This is a genomic window from Leisingera sp. ABM4_103 (genome assembly GCF_056158685.1).
The window spans coordinates 1,177,103-1,199,388 of sequence record NZ_JBSWTU010000005.1 but is presented as its reverse complement, the minus strand read 5'-3'; the positions used below and the strand labels follow the sequence as shown (position 1 = coordinate 1,199,388).

Here is a 22,286-nt window from a genome sequence, read left to right as displayed (position 1 = left end):
GATGCCTGATTGCAAGACAGCCTGCGCCGCCGGACCGTTTCCTGTAACCTGGCGGCGCATGGCACCCGGAATAAGGACGGTTCGGTATGGCTGAGATAACGCTTCTGGATGGCTCGATCGGGCAGGAGATTGTCAGACGCTCCGGCGAGCGGGCAACGCCCCTGTGGTCCACGTCCGTGATGATCCAAAAGCCGGATGTGGCTGGCAGCGTTCACGCCGACTACTTTGCCGCCGGGGCCACGGTTGCCACCATGAACACCTACGCCGTGCTGCGCGACCGGCTGCGCCGTGCGGGTATCGAAGACCATTTCGAGGAATTGCTGGAAACGGCCTCCAGTCAGGCCGCCGCCGCCCGCGACGCCCACGGTTCGGGCCGTGTAGCCGCCGCGCTAGGGCCGCTGATTGCCTCTTACCGGCCTGACATCTGCCCGCCGGCTGAGGAAGCCCAAAGCGTCTATGCCGAATTGGTCAAGCTTCTGGAGCCGAAGGCGGATCTGTTCCTGATCGAGACTGTCTCCTCGCTGGAGCAGGCCAGGGGCGCATTGCTGGGCTGCGCCGGCACGGACAAACCTGTCTGGCTGGCTGCCTCTGTTTCGGATGAGGACGGCACCCTGCTGCGCTCCGGTGAGCCGCTGGCGGCCCTTGCCCCGCTGATCAAGGAGTTCCAGCCGGATGCGGTGCTGCTCAATTGCTCCCGGCCCGAGGTCATCGGCAGCGGGCTGAAGATCGTCAAGGCATTCGGCAAGCCCTTCGGGGCCTATGCCAACGGCTTCACCCGGATCTCGGAAGGATTCCTGCAGGACGCCCCCACCGTGGACGCCCTGGAGCAGCGCAAGGACTTGGGACCTGTTCCTTACGCGGAATTTGCGATGGGCTGGGTCGCGCAGGGCGCCACCATCGTCGGCGGCTGCTGCGAAGTCGGCCCGGACCACATTGCCGAACTGGCCCGCCAACTGCGCGCGGCCGGGCATCGGATCGTCTGACATCGTCTGCCCAGGGGAGGGGGGATCAGCATGGCAACTCCGGAAAAACTCAAAGCTGCGGATCCGGCCCGGGTCTGGAGCATCGACATCATCGTCACCGAAGGCTTTGTCCTGACAGAAATGTCGGCAATTCTTGAAGTGCTGCGGATCGCCAACAGGGTGCTGGCGCAGCCGCCGTTCAAATGGACGGTCCGCTCGTTGCAGGGGGGCCGCGTCGGCTGCCGGGCGGGCCTCAGCCTTGATACCGAATCCTTTGCGGCCAAGCCGGACGCGGATTTTGCCTTCTTCCTTGGCAACTCCGACCCGGATCACCCAGGCCTCAGCCTGGGCCGGGTGATTTCCAGCTACACCTGCCGCGGCATCAAGGTTTACCTGCTGGCAGAGGCCGCCGCCCGCTACATCCGCGATCAGGGCGGCGCTTCCGGGCGGCTGACGACCCACTGGGAAAACTCCGCCCTGCTGCGCGAACGCATGGGGCTGAACGATTTCAGCCACGCGCTGGCCAGCGAGGACGGGCTGGTGGTGACCTGCGCCGGCATGGGATCCACCGTCGACATCGCGCTGGCGCTGGTCGGGCGGCTCACCTCTGCCGCGGCGCAGATGACCGTCGCCAATATCATGCTGCACGAACAGGTGCGGGATTTCTCCTCGCTTCAGCCGTTCGCCGGTGCCAAGCCGACGATCACCGGCGACAGCGACCTGGACCACTGCATCCGCATCATGCAGGACAATATCGAGGAACCGGTGCCGATCAGCGAAATCGTTGCCGAACTTGGCATTTCCACCCGCTCTCTGGAACGCAAGTTCAAGACCTTCCTGGGCACCACCCCCAACGGCTTCTATCGGGAAATGCGCCTGTCCAAGGCCAACAACCTCCTGCTCAATACCACTATGAGTGTGCGGGAAATCGGTCTCGCCTGCGGCTTCCCGAACGGATTTTCCAGCCTTTACAAAAGCTTCTTCGGTATCACCCCCTTTGCCCTGCGCAAGCGCCGCAGGCTGGGGGAGGACGGTCCGGAAAATATCCTTAAGGCAGGAGAATAGCCCCGGGAGTCTGACGTTTTTGATGCATTTTGTGCCGCCTGTACGTGATAAATCGGCCTCAACACTGAATGTGGAGCGATGACATGAGCGATCTTCCCAACAAGGCCCGCGTGGTCATTATCGGCGGCGGCGTGATCGGCTGCTCGGTGGCCTATCACCTGACCAAGCTCGGCTGGAAAGATGTGGTGCTGCTGGAGCGCAAGCAGCTCACCTCCGGCACCACCTGGCACGCCGCGGGCCTGATCGCCCAGCTACGCGCCACTGCAAACATGACCAAGCTGGCGAAATACAGCCAGGAACTCTACGGCTCGCTGGAAGAAGAAACCGGCGTCGCCACTGGCTTCAAGCGCTGCGGCTCGATCACCGTTGCGCTCACCGAAGAGCGCAAGGAAGAGATCTTCCGCCAGGCCGCCATGGCGCGCGCCTTTGGTGTCGAGGTTGAGGAAATCTCCCCCGAGGAAGTCAAAGCCCGCTATGAGCACCTGAACGTGGGCGACGTGACCGCCGGTGTGTGGCTGCCCAAGGACGGGCAGGGCGACCCGGCCAACATCGCGCTGGCCCTGGCCAAAGGCGCCCGCCAGCGCGGAGCACTGGTCAAGGAGCGCATCAAGGTCACCGGCATCTCCAAGGAAGGCCGCCGCGTCACCGGTGTCGACTGGGTCAGCGATGACGGCCAATCGCAGGGCCATATCGAGGCCGACATGGTGGTGAATTGCGCGGGTATGTGGGGCCACGAGGTCGGCCGCATGGCAGGTGTCAACGTCCCGCTTCATGCTTGCGAGCACTTCTATATCGTCACTGAAGGGATCACGGGCCTGACCCAGATGCCGGTGCTGCGGGTGCCGGACGAATGCGCCTACTACAAGGAAGATGCCGGAAAGATCCTGCTGGGCGCGTTTGAACCGAATGCCAAGCCCTGGGCAATGAACGGCATCCCCGACAGCTTTGAATTCGACCAGCTGCCCGAGGACTTCGACCACTTCGAGCCGATCCTGGAAGCGGCCTGTAACCGGATGCCGATGCTGGCTGAGGCAGGCATCCACACCTTCTTCAATGGACCGGAATCCTTCACCCCGGACGACGCCTACCACCTGGGCCTGGCGCCTGAGATGGACAACTTCTGGGTCGCTGCGGGCTTCAACTCGATCGGCATCCAGTCGGCCGGCGGCGCCGGTATGGCGCTGGCGCAGTGGATGGAAGACGGCCAGAAACCGTTCGACCTCGGCGACGTGGACATCTCCCGGATGCACCCGTTCCAGGGCAACAAGCGCTATCTGTTCGAGCGCTCGAAAGAGACCCTGGGCCTCCTGTACGCCGACCACTTCCCCTACCGCCAGAAGGCCACCGCCCGCGGCGTGCGCCGGACCCCGTTCCATTACCACCTGAAGGAACAGGGCGCAGTCTTCGGCGAACTCGGCGGCTGGGAGCGCGCCAACTGGTTCGCCAATGAGGGCCAGGAACGCGAGTACCAGTACAGCTGGAAGCGCCAGAACTGGTTCGAAAACTCTGCCGCTGAACACAAGGCAGTCCGCGAGAATGTCGGCATGTACGACATGTCCTCCTTCGGCAAGATCCGCGTCGAAGGCCCGGATGCGGAGACCTTCCTCAACTACATCTGCGGCGCCAACGTCTCGGTGCCCGCGGGCAAGATCGTGTACACCCAATTCCTGAACCCGCGCGGCGGGATCGAGGCGGATGTGACCGTCACCCGCCTGTCTGAGACCGCCTATCTGGTGGTGACCCCGGCGGCGACCCGTCTGGCCGACCAGACCTGGATGATGCGCCACGTGGGCGATCATCGCGTGGTAATCACCGACGTGACCGCAGGCGAGGGCGTGCTGGCTGTGATGGGCCCCAACGCCCGCAAACTGCTGCAGAAAGTGTCGCCCAACGATTTCTCCAATGAGGCTAACCCCTTCGGCACCGCGCAGGAGATCGAGCTGGGCATGGGCCTCGCCCGTGTGCACCGTGTGACCTATGTGGGCGAACTTGGCTGGGAAATCTACGTTGGCGCCGACATGGCGGGCCACGCGTTTGAGACCCTGTGGGACGCAGGCCAGGACATGGGGCTCAAGCTTTGCGGCATGCACATGATGGACAGCTGCCGGATCGAGAAGGGCTTCCGCCACTTCGGCCACGACATCACCTGCGAGGACAATGTGATCGACGCCGGCCTCGGCTTTGCGGTTGCCACCGGCAAGGACGATTTCATCGGCAAGGCCGCGGTGCTGGAGCGCAAGGAAACCGGCCCCAAGAACCGCATGGTCCAGTTCAAACTGACCGATGCCGAACCGCTCTTGTTCCACAACGAACCGATCATCCGCGACGGCAAATATGTGGGCTACCTCAGCTCCGGTAACTACGGCCACACACTGGGTGCCGCCATCGGCATGGGCTATGTGCCGTGCGAGGGGGAAAGCGCCGCCGATGTGCTGGGCTCCACCTACGAGATCGACGTCTGCGGCGTGAAGGTGAAGGCCGAGGCCTCCTTGAAGCCGATGTACGATCCGAAATCGGAGCGGGTGAAGGCCTAAGCGCCTCTCCAGCGTCTTTACCTGCCCCTATCACGCCCCGGCCTGCGCGCCGGGGCGTTTTTCGTCTGTGTCCCCGCGGGGACTCGTTTCCGGTTTTGCAGCTCTGTCCCCGCAGGGACAGTTTTGGGTTCTGCTGCAACGTTTCCCCGGGTTTGGCCCATATGCCGTCCGCCGCCTCTTGACCCCGCCGGAAATCCCTTGGAGAAATCCATAAAAAGCCTTGTATGGCAGGGGTAAACAGGTAGGTTGCTTGTCCCGGCCACTGACAGGGGCCTGACGAAGAGGATTTGGGACATGAAGATCAGCATCGAACGCGGCACGCTTCTCAAGGCTGTGGCTCAGGCGCAGTCTGTTGTCGAGCGCCGCAACACCATTCCGATTCTGGCGAATGTGCTGATCGAAGCCGAGGGCGACAGCGTCCAATTCCGCGCCACCGACCTGGATATCGAGGTGGTCGACAAGGCCCCCGCGCAGGTGGAGCGCGCCGGCGCGACCACCGTCGCCGCCACCACCCTGCACGAGATCGTGCGCAAGCTGCCCGACGGCGCGCTGGTCACCCTGAGCGCTGACGCCGCAACCGGCCGCCTGACCGTGGAGGCCGGCCGCTCCAACTTCTCGCTGGCGACCCTGCCGCGGGAGGATTTCCCGGTCATGGCGTCTTCGGAGTATCACTCGAACTTCGCCGCGAAGGCCGCGGTGCTGCGCCGCTTGTTCGACAAATCGAAATTCGCGATCTCCACCGAGGAGACCCGGTATTACTTGAACGGTGTTTACCTGCATGTGTCGTCGGGTGATGGCGGCAAGGTTCTGCGCGCCGTCGCCACCGACGGCCACCGCCTGGCCCGCATCGACGCGGAACTGCCGCTGGGCGCCGAGGACATGCCCGGCGTGATCGTGCCGCGCAAAACCGTGGGTGAACTGCGCAAGCTGCTGGACGACGACGACATGGACATCGCGGTTTCGGTCTCCGAAACCAAGGTGCGCTTTGCCACCCCGAACATCACCCTCACCTCCAAGGTGATCGACGGCACCTTCCCCGACTACACCCGCGTGATCCCGGCCGGCAACACCCGCCGCCTGGAGGTGGACGCAGCCGAGTTTGCGCAAGCCGTTGACCGGGTTGCCACCGTGTCCTCCGAACGCTCCCGCGCGGTGAAGCTGCAGCTGGAAGAGGACCGCCTGATCCTGTCCGTGAACGCGCCCGACAGCGGTGCCGCCGAGGAAGAGCTGGCGGTGGCCTACAATGACGAGCGGCTGGAGATTGGCTTTAACGCCAAGTACCTCTTGGAAATCGCCAACCAAGTGGACCGCGAAAACGCCGTTTTCATGTTCAACTCCTCCGGCGATCCGACCCTGATGCGCGAAGGCAATGACGAAAGCGCCGTTTACGTTGTGATGCCGATGCGGGTCTGACGCGCCTGACGGCGCGGCCTGCGGCGCGAGTATTTTTAGAAAGATGAAAAGGGAGCGCGCCTCGTGCTGGCCCTGACCGCATTGACCCTGTCCCATTTCCGCTCGCATTTGCGGGCGGAATTGCGTTTGGACGGGCGTCCGGTGGCGATCTACGGGGACAACGGGGCAGGCAAGACCAACATACTGGAAGCAGTCTCGCTGTTTTCTCCGGGCCGCGGGTTGCGCCGGGCCAGCGCTGCGGAGATGGCGCGCCAGCCTGAAGCGCTCGGGTGGAAGCTGAAGGGGGAGCTGCGGGCACCGTCGCAGGCCTATGAGGTGGAAACCTGGTCCGAGGGCGGCACTGCCCGGCAGGTTAAGATTGATAATAAATCCGCCAGTCAGCTGGCGCTGGGGCAGGTGGCGCGGGTGGTCTGGCTGATCCCGGCGATGGACCGCCTGTGGATCGAGGCGGCGGAGGGGCGGCGGCGGTTCCTGGACCGGATCGCGCTGAGTTTCGAGCCCGGACATGCCGAGGCTTCGCTGGCCTATGAGAAGGCGATGCGCGAGCGTAACCGGCTGTTGAAGGAGCAGGTGCGCGATGCGGCCTGGTACCGGGTTCTGGAGGACCGGATGGCCTCCGCCGGGCACCGGATCCATGCCGCGCGGGTGCAGGCGGTGGAGCTGCTGCAGCTGGCCCAGGCGGAGGCGGAAACCGCCTTTCCCGCGGCGGAGCTGGAATTGCTGCAGTCAGAGGGCAGCATGCCGTCCTCCGAAGCCGATTTCAAAGAGGCGCTGCAGGAAAGCCGGTTCCGGGATCTGGCGGCGGGACGCACTCTGGTCGGGCCGCACCGGACCGATCTGATAGGCACCTACCGGGCCAAGGGCATCCCGGCCAAGGATTGCTCCACCGGTGAGCAGAAGGCGCTGCTGGTCTCGCTGATCCTGGCCAACGCCCGGGCGCTGGCACAGCGCGAAGGCGCGCCGCCGATCCTGCTGCTGGATGAGGTGGCCGCGCATCTGGATGCGGGCCGCCGGGCCGCGCTGTATGATGAGATCTGCGCGCTTGGCACCCAGGCCTGGATGACCGGCACCGGGCCGGAGCTGTTTGCCGAACTGGGCGGCCGCGCCCAGGTGCTGGAAGTCTCGGACAGCGGCGGCACGTCGGAGGTTTTGCAAAAATGACCGTCACACCCTGGGAACTGACCCTCTATGCGGGGGCTCTGCTGATCCTGTTCCTGACCCCCGGTCCGGTCTGGCTGGCCTTGATGGCACGCTCTCTCTCGGGCGGGTTTCAGGCGGCCTGGCCGCTGGCGGTCGGGGTGGCCTGCGGCGATATCCTGTGGCCGCTGATCGCGGTGGCGGGCATGTCCTGGGTGGTGTCGGAGTTCACCGGCATCATGACCGTGCTGCGCTGGGTGGCCTGCCTGATGTTCTTCGGCATGGGTTATCTGCTGATCCGCCATGCCGGCGACGCGGTGGAGGAAAACCGGGCCCTGACCCGCCCCGGTGTCTGGGCCGGGTTCATGGCTGGGATTGCCGCCATTCTGGGCAACCCCAAGGCGATCCTGTTCTACATGGGGGTGCTGCCGGGGTTCTTTGATCTGTCCGGCACATCCTGGCCGGATGTGGCTGCGATCGTGACGCTGTCCTTCGTGATCCCGCTGGTCGGCAACCTGGCATTGGCCGGCATGGTGCACCGGGTGCGCCGCGCGGTGACCTCCACGCGGATCCGGCGGCGCATAAACCTGGTATCGGGCGGTCTGCTGATCGCTGTGGGGCTGGTGATCCCGTTCACCTGAGCGCAGTGCTCAGGCAGGCGGCAGCAGCCAGGCCCGCAGATAGGGGTCGAGCGCATCGGCGGGTGACGCGTCGTTTTCGTGCTCGGCGCAGAACCAGACACCCAGCACATGATTCAGAAAGCCCTGGATGCCTTCTGCCAGCAGTTCCGGTGGCTGGTCCTTGCGCACATTGCCCGCTGCCTGCAGGGTCTGCAGCCAGCCTGTCAGCAGGGTGACCTGCCGGATAAAGCTTGCCGCCACCACCTCATCCGGTTCCGCCGCCGTGGTGCCTGAGTAGCGCAGCAGCAGATCAAAGATCACCCGGTCCTGCGCGACGTAATCGAGATGCGGAGCCAGCCGGGTGGTGAGGGCGGCAACGTTCGCAGGGGTGCCGCCAGCCTCCATCCCGTCGAGCAGGCGCGTGACTTCCTCGCCGATCAGCACAGCCAGCAGCCCGTCCTTGTCCTTGAAGTGGGAAAACAGGGTGCCCTTGGCCACGCCCGCCCGGGCAACCACGTCTTCGACCCGCAGCCCGCTGTAGCCTTGTTCCTGTACGATGGCCGCTGCCACCTGCAGCAGCTTTGCCCGCGTTTCCAGCCGCCGCTTCTGGGGGGCACGTGTCATGTCTCAGCCTCACGATCTCGTTATTGACCGCGGTCACTTTTATAATTGACCGCGGTCATTTTTGATTCAATAAAGTGACCATGGTCAACTTAACTTGCGGAGCCCCAAATGTCTTCCCGGAAAATCCTGATCCTGAACGGTCACCCCGGCCAAACCTCGCTGTCTAAATCCTTGTGCGCCGCTTATCAGGCCGCGGCTGAGGAAAACGGCCACCAAGTGCGCTGCCATGACATTTCGCAAATGAAGTTCGACATGGACTATGGGCAAAGCGGGTATAAGAACCCCAAGCCGCTGGAGCCGGATCTGGCCGCCTTCCTGGAGGATCTGGAGTGGGCAGAGCATGTGGTGATGTCTTCACCGCTGTGGTGGGGCGCGGTGCCGGCCAAGCTGAAGGCGGTGTTTGACCGGGCCTTGTTGCCGGGGCGCGCCTTTGACACCCGCAACGTCAATTTCATGGGGCTGCCGGCGCCGATGCTGACCGGCAAGACCGCGCGTGTGCTGCTCACATCGGACACCCCTGCGCTGCTGCTGCGGCTGTTCTACGGCAACGCGGTGAAGAAATTCATCAGCCGCCAGATCCTTGGCTTTGTCGGCATCAAACCCACGCGGTTCACCACGTTTGCGCCGGCCACGGATGCGCCGGAGGCCAAGGTCGAATCCTGGCTCAGAACTGCAGGAGGGCTGGGGGCCAAAGCGGCTTGATTCTGCCAAGAAAAAAGGGGGCTTGCGCGTGACATTCCCGGTCAGGTTTCGTATAAAATCCCGAAGCTAAGACAGGAAGATGTGAATGTCCGGAAACGAGCAGGCCCCCGCAGAATATGGCGCGGATTCCATCAAGGTTCTCAAAGGGTTGGAGGCGGTTCGCAAACGCCCCGGCATGTACATCGGGGACACGGATGACGGCTCGGGCCTGCATCACATGGTGTATGAGGTCGTGGACAACGGCATCGATGAGGCACTGGCGGGCCACGCCGACCATGTGACCGTCAAAATTCATGCCGACTCCAGTGTCTCCGTCAGCGACAACGGGCGCGGGATTCCGGTGGATATCCATGCCGAGGAGGGCGTGTCCGCGGCCGAGGTCATCATGACCCAGCTGCACGCGGGCGGTAAGTTTGACAGCAACTCCTACAAGGTCTCCGGCGGTCTTCACGGCGTAGGCGTGTCGGTGGTGAACGCGCTGTCAGATTGGCTGGAACTGCGCATCTGGCGCAACGGCAAGGAGCACGTCGCCCGGTTCGAGCGCGGCGATACCGTCAAGCATCTGGAAGTGGTCGGCGATTGCGGCGACCAGACCGGCACCGAGGTCCGGTTTATGGCGTCGACGGATACATTCTCGAACCTGGAGTACTCTTTCGAGACGCTGGAAAAACGCCTGCGTGAACTGGCCTTCCTGAACTCCGGCGTGCGGATCATTCTGGAGGATGAGCGCCCGGCAGAGAAACTCTCGGCTGAGCTCTTCTACGAGGGCGGGGTCAAGGAGTTCGTCAAATACCTTGACCGGCACAAGACCCCGGTGATGGAGGCTCCGGTCTACATCGTGGGGGAAAAGGACGACATCGGCGTCGAAATCGCCATGTGGTGGAACGACAGCTACCATGAGACGGTGCTGCCCTTTACCAACAATATCCCGCAGCGCGATGGCGGCACCCACGTGGCGGGCTTCCGCGGTGCGCTGACCCGGACCATCAACAACTACGCGCAGACGTCGGGGATCGCCAAGAAGGAGAAGGTCTCCTTCACCGGTGACGACGCCCGCGAGGGGCTGACCTGTGTTCTGTCAGTCAAGGTGCCGGATCCGAAATTCTCCAGCCAGACAAAGGACAAGCTGGTGTCCTCCGAGGTGCGCCCGGTGGTGGAGAGCCTGATGGGCGAAAAGCTGGCCGAATGGTTCGAAGAGAACCCCAACGAAGCCAAGCAGATCGTCGGTAAGATTGTCGAAGCCGCGCTGGCACGCGAGGCCGCCCGCAAGGCGCGCGAGCTGACCCGCCGCAAGACTGCGATGGACGTGAACTATCTGGCGGGCAAGCTCAAGGATTGCTCCGAAAAAGACCCCTCCAAGACCGAAGTCTTCCTGGTCGAGGGTGACTCGGCCGGCGGCTCCGCCCAGACGGGGCGGGACCGGATGACCCAGGCGATCCTGCCCCTCCGAGGCAAGATCCTGAACGTGGAACGCGCGCGCTTCGACCGGATGCTGTCCTCCCAGGAAATCGGCAACCTGGTGATGGCGCTGGGCACCGGCATCGGCCGGGATGAGTTCGACATCTCCAAACTGCGCTACCACAAGATCGTCATCATGACCGACGCCGATGTCGACGGCGCCCACATCCGCACCCTGCTGCTGACCTTCTTCTACCGGCAGATGCCGGAGCTGATCGAGGGCGGCTACCTCTATATCGCGCAGCCGCCGCTTTATAAGGTCGCGCGCGGCAAGTCGGAGGTCTATCTCAAGGACCAGGCGGCGCTGGATGACTACCTGATCAACCAGGGCGTCGACGGCGCGGTTCTTAAGCTGGGCGACGGCTCCGAGATCGCCGGCGCAGACCTCACCCGCGTGGTGGATGAGGCGCGCCAGCTCAAGCGCGTTCTGGATGCCTTCCCGACCCACTACCCGCGCCACATCCTGGAGCAGGCTGCCGTGGCCGGCGCCTTTGTGCCCGGCGCGGTGGATGCCGACCTGCAGGGCGTGGCGGACAAGGTGGCGGCGCGGCTCGACGCGATTGCGCTGGAGTACGAGCGCGGCTGGCAGGGCCGGATCACGCAGGACCACGGTATCCGCCTGGCCCGCATCCTGCGCGGGGTGGAAGAAGTCCGCACGCTGGACGGCCCGATGCTGCGCTCCGGCGAGGCCCGCAAGACCGGCAGCTTCACCAAGAGCCTGCAGGAAGTATACGGCACCACTGCCCAGCTGGTGCGCCGCGACCGCAGCCAGATCATTCACGGGCCGCTCGGTCTGCTGCAGGCGATTCTGGAAGAGGGCGAGAAGGGCCTCACCCTGCAGCGCTACAAGGGCCTGGGCGAGATGAACCCGGACCAGCTGTGGGAAACCACACTGGACCCCGATGCGCGCACCCTGCTGCAAGTGCGGATCGACGACATGGTCGAGGCGGATGACCTGTTCACCAAGCTGATGGGAGATGTGGTGGAGCCCCGCCGCGAATTCATCCAGAAAAACGCCCTCAGCGTCGAGAACCTGGACTTCTAGCGCGTTGTAGGATCGCCCAAAAGCGTGTTTTAGACTCATACTTTTGCGCAAATTGCCCATAGTTTTGGTTATCGCACACGCTAAGGGAGAAGTGAAAGCCGAAGGCTGCGAAAATCTCCCGCTTGAGTTGATAGTTGGGTTTCTTGCTCTACTGGATTTTTGTGATTTCTGTTCCGGCTGCTGTACTCGCCATGAGCGGGGCGAACTGTGGATTGTCGGTGGGTTAAGGGTTCCAGGCGCAATGCAGGCCCTATAGGGCGCTCAGGACGCCCTGTAGGGTGAGATGGAGTTTCCCGCCGCACCACGACTGTTTGGCGCCTTCTCAGAGCACCTGGCGGTGGTCGGTTGCCAAGCAAACCTTAGCAAGCCCACCAGGGGATCAGGGTAACAACACGAGCGTTCGGGGCCCGTTCACCTAAAGGTTGCTGAGCGGGACCTTGCTGCCGTTCGCTGCAGGCGCAGCAAGAACGACCTGGGGCGGTCGCACTGCGCAGACAGCGACGTTTGTAAAGTCTTGGGGTCTGCCAGCCGGGCGGCGATCCCATGCTGCACGAGCAATGAAAGGAGCAAACCTTCGCCGCAGGTGCAGCCACCAATCGTCATCGAACGGAAGGGATGCCGGACTTTGCCGCCGTTGCCCTGTCGGGTGTTTGCTGACACAGCGTTCGCTCGCAACTGCGGCGTGGTTTTCACTGTGAAGCAGCATGTGTCGCCAGAGCAGCCATTGAAGGTCAGTCCGAGAGGACAAGTCAAATCCTCCCTTTCGTCGTAAGCGGGATCGACCATCGAAGAGCGGGACGGAGTTGTCATTCACTGCAGGCGAAGCCCAGGCAACCTAGCGTGACCGCTTCGGGCGGGAGTCTGACTTTGCAAGCTTTGCTCAGTTTTCCGAAAGCGGTCTCAAAAGCTGCTTGTAGCCACCAGCGAGTCTGAACCAGTTTTCAACCGCTGGGACACGCTCGGGATAGCTCGGGCTGCAAAAGCGAACCCGACGCAAGGCCGGGCTAAGTCGTGGCGGGGGATCTCGCCACTCAGGAAGGGTAAGCTTCGCCACTTAACATAAGTCGCCGTCATTCAGCTTGCTGCGGCTTTCGCCGGAAAAGGCGGGAGAACAATCGTCCGTCTGTGACAGCAAAACCAAAAGCAATAATACCAAACCCTATCCAGGCTTCCGGCTCCATCCGCTCACCGAGGAACATTACGCCAAGCCCGATAGCAAAGGGCGGGATCAACAGAGTGACCAAAAGCAGATTGGCAGCCCCTGCCCGCGCCAGAATTGCAAAATAAAGGACGTAGGCCAGTGCAGTCGAGAGAGCAGCCATGCCCAGAAGAGCCCCCCAAATGCTTGGGGATAGGGCAATATTCGGAAGCCCATCAACGGCGAAGACAACTGGGATCATGAGAGCTGTGCTGCCAACCAGCATGCCAAATGCGTTAACCAGCGGGGGCTGGCCGGACAGTGCTGTTCTTCCCCAAACACCGGCAAAAGCATAAGACAGAGTGGCGCCTAGGATTGCGAGTTGTGCCAGATTTCCGGGATTGAATTCAATCACCGCACTTGGCCCCATGATGAATGCCACCCCTGCGATACCCAGCATGGCCCCCGCAATCTTCTTCGGCGTCAGCGGTTCGTCCTTGAGCAACAGCCCTGCAACAACTGCGGCGAACATTGCCGTCGTTGCATTCAATATTGATGCCAGCCCGCTGTTGATCTGTGTCTGCCCCCAAAAGATCAGCGAGAAGGGAATAGCATTGTTGAGAGCCCCCATGACGAGATAAGCGCCCCAAACCTTTGGGGATCTGGGAATACGCAATCCTTTGAAGTGAACGATGAGGGCAAGGAGCGGAACAGCCCAGAACACCCTGTGAAGGGTGATTGTGAACGGTGGCACTTCTGACAAGGCAACTTCGCCAAAAAAGAACGACCCACCCCATACTGCGGCAAGCAGCAGCAGCATGGCCGCGGCCTTCAAATCCATTGATATCATCGGTGACTGGTTCATGTCTTGCGTGTCCATCGGAAGGTTTCCTGAATGCCAAATTAGCTTTCAACGCGAAGCGCAAACGACCCGTTTCTTGCGCATTGGCTGTCCGGTTTCGGTATTGCAGCCATACGGTCAGATGACCGCCTCGGGTACTGACCGATCTGCTGCGGCAGCAATGTGAACGGTCTTGTCAGTGGCGGTTGTGGGCTCTTGCTGCAAATTTGCCGCGCTAGGCGTGAACGGCTGAACTCCGAGACTGCGGCCCTTCACCTGGTCGAGCTTGGACTAGCAGTGAGCGGAACGGAGCCGCCCTTTGCTCTTGCATTTTTTGCTAGCGCAGAAAGCCCCGCACCTGCGGCGCGAAAGAATTGGCAGCGCAGAGAATGGCCAATTTCGGACCTTCGAACGAGTAGACCCGGTGAAATCCGAACGGCCCTTTTGCTGCAGTTAGGACCGACCATTGAGAAGAAAGACAGACCGAAGCTTTGCTGCGGGCGCCCCAACGACGGCAACCTATGCATTGCGAAACCGCGTTTCAGCATCCCGGGTGGATCCCGAACTCTCATTGCAAGCGGGGGCATTGCGACTTCGGGGAGCTGATGCGCATTACTTCGCGGCTCTGGAAACAGGGAGCATAGCCGCGAAACTAGCTGAAATCAGCCTCCGGCAAACCCGGCGCGGTTTAGGGCGTGGTAAGGCCGCTGTCAATGGCTGTCGCTACTAAACTAGTAAGAAACGCGGTCAGGGACAGGAGCACCCCCGCCGACAGCGCCCGGAGATGCCGTAATAATATGATAGTATTCATGTCGGCACGGGCCGTTTTGATGCATTGCTTCGTGCGTGCTCAAGGCTCGGTTTGTAACAGACCAAGGGCGGCTTGAGGTGGTGAGAAAACAGCTCCTGCCGCAGTTCGTGCGTGGTACCGATAAGAATCAACGGGATGCCTTTTTTGTGCATCTTGCGCCCGAGGGATTCCATCACTGCGGCGGCGGTGGAATCAATGAACGGAACCGCCGAAAGATCGAGGATCAGCGCATGCGCGGTGTCCGAGATCCGGTCAAGCACCGCACCGATGGATGCCGCAGCGCCAAAGAAGAATGCGCCTCGGATGCGGTAGACAACGATGTCGGGGTCGGCGGCCACTTCTTCGTGGAATTCGGTGCGGCCACCGTTGCTGTCGTCAGGCCGGTCAACGGGGACAAAGGGCGTTGCGGTCTCGATCGAAGTCGCACGAGACATCCGCGCGATAAACAGCACAGCGCCCAGTGCGAACCCGACAACGATGGCCTCAGTCAGATCACGGAAGATCGTAAACAGGAACGTGACACCCAGGACTGATGCTTCACCGGCATTGGAGCGAAGTAGGATGACGATCGCGTCACGCTCGATCATATCCCAGGAGACAACCGCCAGAACACCTGCCAGGGCCGCCAGCGGAATATAGGACGCCAGCGGTGCGGCGACGAGCATGAATGCCAGCAGGAAAGCGGCGTGCAACATGCCCGCGACAGGCCCGTGCGCCCCGGCCCGAACGTTGGTGGCGGTGCGCGCAATGGTACCGGTAACGCAGATGCCGCCGAAAAGTGCTGAGCCGACATTGGCGACACCCTGCGCTACCAGTTCGCAGTTCGAGCGGTGGCGCCTGCCGGTCAAGGCATCTGCGACCACTGCCGATAGAAGTGATTCAATCGCACCCAGCAGGGCAAAAGACACGGCGTTTGGGAACACAGCCTGGACTTTTGTCCATGATATAACGGGCAGGCTGGGCGCGGGCAGGCCACTGGGGATGCCGCCGAAATGGCTGCCTATTGTTTCAACCGGCAGAGAGAAAGCCCAGACAGCCAAGGCAGCAAGCGTGACCGCGATCAACATGCCCGGCCAATGCGGGCGATAGCGCCGCTGCCAAATGATAACGGCAATAGTTGCAAGCGACACCGCAAAGGCCGTCACCCTGAAAGTTGGCAATGCAAACAGAAGATAAGGAAGCTTTTCGACCAACGGACCCGGTTCCGCCCCCTCGGGCGACAGGCCCAAAAGCTCGCGCAGCTGGCTGGCAAAGATGATGACGGCGATCCCGGCGGCGAAACCGACGGTCACGGGATAGGGGATGAACTTAATATAGGTTCCAAGCCGCAGAATTCCGGCCGCAATCAGGAACAATCCGCTTATAGCAGTGGCTAAGAACAGCCCGTCCATGCCGTGCTGGGCGACGGTCGAGGCAACGAGCACGATGAACGCGCCCGCGGGTCCGCCGATCTGGAACCGGCTCCCTCCTAGTGCCGACACCAGAAACCCGCCTATGATCGCCGTGTACAGTCCTTGCGCGGGTGTCGCACCGGATGCGATGGCTATGGCCATCGACAGCGGTAAAGCGACAACAGCGACTGTCAGCCCGGCGGTGAGGTCCGACCGAAGGGCTGGTATCCCGTATCCGTCCCGCAGAATGGTCACGAGTTTCGGCGTGTAAAGTTCGGGCGTCGTCGCCACGGATTGGCCCTCGGATTATCGGGCGCTGGCCAGCACGCAATTGTGCGGCCAGCGCTGGTTTTTCAGACGACCTGAGAAGTGTGGGTGGCGCGCGTAATGTCCTGCAGCACCCGCAGATGCAATTGGTCATTCTCGTGAATTCGCGTCAAAACGTCCTTTGCGCCGATCACGGCGACGGGCCGGTCGCCGTCGACCACGACGAGATGGCGGATGCGATAGCGCCCCATGATGTTGAGCGCATCTGACAGTTTGTTATCTGGCGAACAGGTCTTGACGTCAGGTGTCATCCATTCACTTACATTGACTCGTTCAAGGTCCGAGCCGGTATCCGCCAAGGCCCGGATGACGTCATGGTCGGTGATGATCCCGGCCAGTTTGTCGCCGTCCACAACGGCGAGCGCGTTGACGTCAAGATCGGCGAGCGCCACGGCCACGTCAAACACTGTCGCGTCGAGTTTACAGAAAGGAGATTTTAGTGCCTGATGCTCTTTGATGATACTGCGAACAGTCATGCTGATCTTTCCTTCAGATGGATGCTAAAGTGCCTGCCCAGGGCAGGAAATCCGATAACCCAAGTAGCGCGGCCACGGCCACGGCTGCACGGGTCAACCGGCGTTTGAGTGTCTTCAGGGTGTCCTCCAGCTGTTTGCGTTCTCTTTGTCCCAGGTCTTGCAGTATATCCTCGCGTATGGCGTGCCCCACGGGTTCTAGCCGGGTCAGCAGGTCTTCCGACTTTTGGGTCAGGATCAGCCGGTGAATCCGGCGGTCGGTTTCATCCGGCCGACGTTCGACAAGATCCCGCTCCACCAGCCGGTCCACCAGCTTTCCGGTTGCCGCTGGTTTGAGTTCAAGTTTCTGCGCCAGCTCGGTCTGTGTGAGCCCCGAGTTGGATTGAATCAGCCCGATGGCCAGCCACTTTAGGCGTGTCAGCCCGTAGGGTTGCAGCTCCCTATCGATCCTTTGGCGGATGAGATGGGCGATGTCCTGAAACAGCGATCCGACGAGGTCATTTTGCTTTCTGATCATGCGTCAATATTATATCCATGCATATATTATGCAAGAAGGCAAAGACGTGGCGGTTGCATACCTGCTATGCTCTTTTTGCATCGCTGGAAATCTTGCGGCCCAAGCAACCCATAGTCGTGACGCCTGCTTTGGGCCGCCTAAAGTGGCGAGCCCCTACAATGGCGCACACCTGTCGTGCCGCTCAAGCAAGGCGCCAAGGACTCCGGAACCGGCCGTCAGATAGACGCCGCGACGCGGCCGATGGTTAGGGCGCAGATCGTGCCGCTCAGCCACCTCGTTTAAAGTAATCCGGTAATCCCCCCGTTTTGCGGGGGCTTGGTCGTAGAATTTACGCGGCCATCTTCAGTTTCTGTGCAGGTGTCATCCCGCCGTTGCCCATGTTCGGGCGTTCATGGTTGTAGGACCAGAGCCACTCGGTGGCAATCTGCTGGACCTCTTCGATGCTTTCGAAAATGTATAAGTCCAGCCATTCGTGGCGGACCGTCCGGTTGTAGCGCTCGACATAGGCGTTCTGCTAAGGCTTTCCGGGCTGGATGTATGCCAAGGCAATGCCCCGGTTCTCCGCCCATTCCATGAGGGTGCCACTGACGTATTCCGGACCGTTGTCGACACGAATTCTCTCAGGGGCACCACGCCATTCGATGATCTGGTTCAGGGCTCGAACAACCCGTTCCGCAGGCAGTGAAAAGTCGATCTCAATGCCCAGTCCTTCGCGGTTGAAGTCGTCCAGAACGTTCAGCAGCCGGAATTGCCGTCCATCCCCCAGCCTGTCGGCCATGAAGTCCATCGACCAGACCTCATTCGGGGCCTCAGGTACAGCCAGTTCGTCCGGCTTTTCCCGCTTCAGACGCTTGCGCGGCTTGATGCGAAGGTTCAACTCAAGCTCACGGTATATCCGGTAGACACGCTTGTGGTTCCACCTGTGACCCTGCACGTTGCGCAGATACAGGAAACACAGGCCAAAGCCCCAGGTCTTCCTTGCAGCTGTCAGGCCGAGGAGCAGGTCGGCGATTTGCTCGTTCTCCCCGTCCAGCTTCGGGCTGTACCGATAGCACGTCTCGCTGACATCGAATGCCCGGCATGCCAGCGCAATGCTGACGCCCTTCATGGCCACCGCTTTCACGGCCAACTCTCGGCGTTGAGCTGGCCGGATCATTTTTTTCCGAGCGCCTCCTTCAGCAGGTCGTTCTGCATGCTGACTTCGGCGTACATGCGCTTCAGCCGCCGGTTCTCCTCGGCCATAGCCTTCATCTCGCTGATGAGGCTGGCGTTCATGCCGCCGTACTTCGCACGCCATTTGTAAAGCTTGGCGCTGCTCATCCCATGTTCGCGGCACAGCTCAGCGGCAGGCACACCGCCCTCCATCTGGCACAGCACACCCATGATCTGGGCCTCGGTGAATCGTGTCTTCTTCATCGGAATCTCCTCGTTCATCCTGCCGAGAAAATTCTACTTCCGCATCCCCTTAAGATCGGGGGGGATTACCGCCAGTCCTGCAATGATTTTAGTTCCTTGCTCACGAACAACTCCAAGTCATAGGCGAATTATCCGGCATTCCGCAAAACCTTCCTTAACCCAGATCAAGATGTAAGTGGCGTTTGCGGAGCCACAATTTTCAACCGGGGACTTCCAGGTGCTGCAAGGTCAAGGCACTTTGGCGAGATTACCCGAGCGAAGAACGCAAAATCATGTCTTATACGTCAGGTTCAGTATTGCGTGGCACATTCTAGATTGGGTTGCGACAATTCCCCTATCTTGCTGGAAAGCAAGGAGAATGGAAGATGGCCCACATAGAGCTGGATTTGCGTGAACGGCGCGCAATTGAGGATATGCTGAACGCAAAGACGCCCGTGAGCAAGATTGCGACTGCGCTCGGCAGGCATCGCTCTACTGTCTACCGCGAGATCAAGCGCAACCGCTTTGAAGACCGTGAACTGTCATATCTGAACGGCTACTACGGTTTGAACGCACAGAGAACCGCGGCCGCCAGACGCATGCGCCGCCGCAAACTCGTGCGATTGAAAGAACTGCGCAAAGCAGTGATCACCCAATTGAAGGAAGGCTGGTCACCAGAGCAGATTGCCGGCCGTCTTTGGTTTGGAGGTCAACCGGTGCGCGTGAGTCACGAGACCATTTACGCTTACGTCTATGGCCCCGATGGCCAATCCGAAGAACTGGCGCGCCACCTGCCGAGCCGGCGCAAGAAACGGCAGCCGCGCTATGCGCGCAGGCCGCGCGGCCTTGTTTTCCCGCCGGAGCGCTCCATTCATCAGCGCCAGGAGCACGTGAAGTCCCGCGAGACATTCGGCGAATGGGAAGGCGATCTGATGATCTTCGAACGCGCCCAGGGCAATGCCAACGTGGCCACGCTTGTAGAGCGAAAGACGCGGTTTGCCGTCTTGTTCAGAAACCAAGACAGAAGCACCACACACCTGATGAACCGGCTGATGGACGTCATGGAACCCCTGCCCCAGCCGGCGCGGCGGTCCATCACCTTCGACAGAGGGATCGAGTTCCGGAACTGGCGCAAGCTCAAGCCTGGGATCGGAACGGAGGCGTGGTTCTGCGATCCCCAGGCGCCCTGGCAGAAAGGATCCGTCGAGAACCTCAACAAGCGGGCGCGCCGCTACCTGCCACGGGATACGCCTGTGGCCGCGCTCTCAAATCGCTCAATGAAGGCGATTTGCGACCGCTTGAACGGCACACCCAGAAAATGCCTCGGATGGCGCACACCGGCTGAAGCCTTCCGGGACGAACTCATGAAGCTAGGAAAGCAGGAAGCGTCGCAACGACCCTTGAGCCTCCACGTCTTTGACTTACATATCCCGGATGCGATTGCTCTGCTGAGCGAGACGCATGGTCTCGTGCTCTTCCATATTCAGTAGAGCCTGAAGAAGGTCGCGTGCTTCGGGAATCTCGGCGCGTCCTAGCAAATATCGATACAAAGTGATCACCTGATTGTGAAAGTCGAAGACCGACTCGCAGATCTCGTCGACACTCATCTGTGCGAAAGGTGCGTCGCAGGTGCGGTGGGGGTTGATCGGCTCGTGGCCCAAATAGTCATATACCCATGTGTTGAGCGCTTTGGGATCGGCTCGTTGCACAAAGCCATCGACGATTTTTTCCAAAGCAGCCTCATGGTCGGCGAGGTAAGTAAGCAACATCTTGGCCAGTTCCTGCTCGGATTGCGTCGAACAGTGGGCCAGGCATTCAGCGAGTCGATGATGCATTTCCCGCGTCCAGACTATAAGATCAGAAAAAGTTTCAACTTTCATGGACACAGACTCCTAGAGCGCGGTTTGCGACAGTTAATGCCGGGATTCCCCTGATGGCTTCTCCCAATCGCCAATAGTGTTAGCACAATATGCATCCGCCTTGCAGTGATGTTGTACATCCGGTTTCCGCTTACGCTCAGGAACGTGGAAGATATGCTGCACGAGCGGGGCATCGACGTGAGCCACGAATCTGTGTGATTTAGGTGCCAACGGTCAAGGCGGACGTGCCGGACCGCCGAACTGGCTATCGTCCAATACTTAAAGGGCTTCTACAATCCACGCCGCAGGCACTCAGCGCTCGGTTGGAAAAATCCTTGGTGTTCAAGGTGTAATCGCCGGATGTAATCTCCCCAAAACCTGGAGTGCGCCCCTTGGACCGGACAGTTCACGCGGCTGACTTCGTCCAATCCCGGGCGTATTTTTCTTCATAGTAGTTGGGGCTCAGAGCAACAGCTGGGAAAATCTAGCTTCCGGCGGTCCAAGGTTGGGTAGCACATCACAAACCCGCAGACTCTCGTTATGAGCGAGGGAGCAGTGGGGGGGGCAGGTCACCCAGGAGATGCTGACCCGGCTCCTTCCGGTGCTGGAGGGCGATGATCGCATTTCCGGCGGGGGTATGGATGTCAGCCGTTCGCCGACGACTTTTTGTCCTCTTCCTCCTGTTCCAGCAGAAAACGCAGAACCTCTTTGTAGCGTATTTTTGTGTCTTCAAGCTGCTGGTAGAATCGGAACAGCTCCTTAAGCGGAGCTGAGAAATCCTTGTGCGCCGCCAGCACCGCGATCAGTGCGCCCAGAGTAATGCGCTCCTCAAGGACAAAGTAGCCCCCCAGGGAATAGAACAGAAACGGCGTCAGCGCGGTTAGGAAATTGTTCAGCGCTTTGGTAAAGAACTTCACCCGATGGATGCGCCTGCGGATATGCTCTAGCTGCCGCAGAGAGGCGGCGGTTACCAGAACCTCGCCGGGACGGTCCTTTGACGGGTTCAGTTGCCCTGCCAAACCACGTGCAAGATTCCGCATTTCCTGAATGCGCTCCCGGCTCAGCCGGTTCACGATCCGCTGCAGAAAAGGCAGCAGAAAAAGCTGCAGCGGCAAAATGGCTAGAGCAGCCGCGCCCAGGATTGGATCCTGCATGAACATGAACAGCAGAATCGTGATCAGCGTTCCGCCCTGGGTAACCGGAAGCGCCACCAGATCTGCTGAAAATCCGCCAATCGGTTCCGCTTCCTGCCCTAGAACCTGCGGAAGCTCGCTTTTTCGGGTGCCCCAAGTGTGTTTGCGCCAATGGCGGTAGGTAAGCAACCGTAGACGCCTAAGGCAGCGTTCGGCGAGCCGCCCTTTTAGCACGTTAAGCAGGTACTTCCCGACGCCGTTCAGCGTGATTGCCAGCAGAAAAACACCGCTCAAAACTGCCAGATGCTGTGTGGCGGTGAGGTCGTATCCCAACAGGCTCAGCGGCGTGTGCGAATTGCCCAGGACGTTGTTCACTATCTGCTTGGGCAGTTCCAGTGATAGATACAGGACTGGCAGCAGTGACAGGCTTAGAAGCAGTAGGAAAAACTGCTGGCGGCGCGTGGTCCGGACAATGTGGGCAATCAGGTTGCGGTCAAGGCCGACGATGTGCTCGTTAGTCGGCTCAATCAGGCTTGCGGTGGAATACGACAGCCGCAGGTGGAGCACCCGGCCGAGCAGAGTGGCTGCGCAGACTGCCAGCAGCGCCGGGGCCAGCAGAAAAACCAGATGCATCGCCGGATGCACCCATTCCGGGGAGGTTTCATCATATCTGAAGCCCAGCCAATTGGCGGTCTCAAGGGCAAAAGAATGGTAGTGCGGAAAAGTGGGCTCGGGCGGCATTGAAATCGGTCTTCAGAAAGAGAGAAAAAATGCGGCAGCCCCATTGGAACTGCCACGCTGAGGTGCTGCTGTCTGGGGATCAAGGTCAGCGCCGGCAATA

15 protein-coding genes and 2 pseudogenes are annotated in these 22,286 nt (G+C 60.9%); 9 read left to right on the top strand and 8 right to left on the bottom strand.

Features of this window, described 5'->3' with window-relative positions:
• The first annotated feature begins 86 nt into the window (after nucleotides 1–86).
• The 6 genes from ACXAED_RS07285 (at nucleotide 87) to ACXAED_RS07260 (ending at nucleotide 7,752) form a co-directional block, all read left to right on the top strand.
• Nucleotides 87–983: a homocysteine S-methyltransferase family protein gene (locus ACXAED_RS07285; RefSeq protein ID WP_475048260.1), complete on the top strand. Its 897-nt coding sequence runs from the start codon at nucleotides 87–89 to the stop codon at nucleotides 981–983.
• 30 nt (nucleotides 984–1,013) lie between these two features.
• On the top strand, nucleotides 1,014–2,027 hold the full coding sequence (locus tag ACXAED_RS07280) for a GlxA family transcriptional regulator (protein WP_475048258.1): 1,014 nt from the start codon (nucleotides 1,014–1,016) through the stop codon (nucleotides 2,025–2,027).
• An 83-nt stretch (nucleotides 2,028–2,110) separates the two neighbouring features.
• Nucleotides 2,111–4,561 (top strand): GcvT family protein, encoded by a 2,451-nt coding sequence (locus tag ACXAED_RS07275; protein WP_475048255.1) that lies wholly within the window; start codon nucleotides 2,111–2,113, stop codon nucleotides 4,559–4,561.
• A 294-nt stretch (nucleotides 4,562–4,855) separates the two neighbouring features.
• Entirely contained in the window at nucleotides 4,856–5,974 is a 1,119-nt protein-coding gene (gene dnaN / locus ACXAED_RS07270) for a DNA polymerase III subunit beta (protein WP_475048253.1), read from the top strand.
• A 63-nt stretch (nucleotides 5,975–6,037) separates the two neighbouring features.
• Complete coding sequence (gene recF, locus ACXAED_RS07265; RefSeq protein ID WP_475048251.1) at nucleotides 6,038–7,135, top strand: DNA replication/repair protein RecF; 1,098 nt, start codon at nucleotides 6,038–6,040, stop codon at nucleotides 7,133–7,135.
• Nucleotides 7,132–7,752: a LysE family translocator gene (locus tag ACXAED_RS07260; RefSeq protein ID WP_475048249.1), complete on the top strand. Its 621-nt coding sequence runs from the start codon at nucleotides 7,132–7,134 to the stop codon at nucleotides 7,750–7,752. The genes recF and ACXAED_RS07260 overlap by 4 nt, the downstream gene beginning before the upstream one ends.
• 9 nt (nucleotides 7,753–7,761) lie before the next feature.
• Here ACXAED_RS07260 and ACXAED_RS07255 read toward each other — a convergent pair whose 3' ends face one another.
• The gene (locus ACXAED_RS07255) at nucleotides 7,762–8,355 is read right to left on the bottom strand and encodes a TetR/AcrR family transcriptional regulator (RefSeq protein ID WP_475048246.1); all 594 of its coding nucleotides are present in this window, start codon (nucleotides 8,353–8,355) and stop codon (nucleotides 7,762–7,764) included.
• A 108-nt stretch (nucleotides 8,356–8,463) separates the two neighbouring features.
• Between ACXAED_RS07255 and ACXAED_RS07250 the strand changes: the two genes are divergently transcribed.
• On the top strand, nucleotides 8,464–9,057 hold the full coding sequence (locus ACXAED_RS07250) for an NAD(P)H-dependent oxidoreductase (RefSeq protein WP_475048245.1): 594 nt from the start codon (nucleotides 8,464–8,466) through the stop codon (nucleotides 9,055–9,057).
• Between the two features lie 85 nt (nucleotides 9,058–9,142).
• Complete coding sequence (gene gyrB / locus ACXAED_RS07245; protein WP_475048243.1) at nucleotides 9,143–11,560, top strand: DNA topoisomerase (ATP-hydrolyzing) subunit B; 2,418 nt, start codon at nucleotides 9,143–9,145, stop codon at nucleotides 11,558–11,560.
• Between the two features lie 1,070 nt (nucleotides 11,561–12,630).
• Here gyrB and ACXAED_RS07240 read toward each other — a convergent pair.
• The 5 genes and pseudogenes from ACXAED_RS07240 to ACXAED_RS07220 all read right to left on the bottom strand — a co-directional run bounded on the left by ACXAED_RS07240 (nucleotide 12,631) and on the right by ACXAED_RS07220 (nucleotide 18,474).
• Complete coding sequence (locus ACXAED_RS07240) at nucleotides 12,631–13,578, bottom strand: DMT family transporter (protein WP_475048240.1); 948 nt, start codon at nucleotides 13,576–13,578, stop codon at nucleotides 12,631–12,633.
• Nucleotides 13,579–14,346: 768 nt separating this feature from the next.
• Nucleotides 14,347–16,032, bottom strand: a complete 1,686-nt coding sequence (locus tag ACXAED_RS07235; RefSeq protein ID WP_475048238.1) for a SulP family inorganic anion transporter — start codon at nucleotides 16,030–16,032, stop codon at nucleotides 14,347–14,349.
• A 62-nt stretch (nucleotides 16,033–16,094) separates the two neighbouring features.
• Nucleotides 16,095–16,544: a CBS domain-containing protein gene (locus tag ACXAED_RS07230; protein ID WP_475048236.1), complete on the bottom strand. Its 450-nt coding sequence runs from the start codon at nucleotides 16,542–16,544 to the stop codon at nucleotides 16,095–16,097.
• A 13-nt stretch (nucleotides 16,545–16,557) separates the two neighbouring features.
• On the bottom strand, nucleotides 16,558–17,058 hold the full coding sequence (locus ACXAED_RS07225; protein ID WP_475048234.1) for a MarR family winged helix-turn-helix transcriptional regulator: 501 nt from the start codon (nucleotides 17,056–17,058) through the stop codon (nucleotides 16,558–16,560).
• A gap of 328 nt (nucleotides 17,059–17,386) precedes the next feature.
• Nucleotides 17,387–18,474: pseudogene (locus tag ACXAED_RS07220) on the bottom strand (IS3 family transposase).
• A 365-nt stretch (nucleotides 18,475–18,839) separates the two neighbouring features.
• Here ACXAED_RS07220 and ACXAED_RS07215 point away from each other — a divergent pair.
• Nucleotides 18,840–19,826 (top strand): annotated as a pseudogene (locus ACXAED_RS07215) (IS30 family transposase); the annotation flags it as partial.
• A 48-nt stretch (nucleotides 19,827–19,874) separates the two neighbouring features.
• Here the strand turns inward: ACXAED_RS07215 and ACXAED_RS07210 are convergent.
• Nucleotides 19,875–20,333: a hypothetical protein gene (locus tag ACXAED_RS07210; protein ID WP_475048233.1), complete on the bottom strand. Its 459-nt coding sequence runs from the start codon at nucleotides 20,331–20,333 to the stop codon at nucleotides 19,875–19,877.
• Nucleotides 20,334–20,956: 623 nt separating this feature from the next.
• Nucleotides 20,957–22,186 carry an ABC transporter transmembrane domain-containing protein gene (locus ACXAED_RS07205; protein ID WP_475048231.1) on the bottom strand — a complete coding sequence of 410 codons (1,230 nt, stop codon included), beginning with the start codon at nucleotides 22,184–22,186 and terminating at the stop codon, nucleotides 20,957–20,959.
• Between the last annotated feature and the right edge of the window lie 100 nt (nucleotides 22,187–22,286).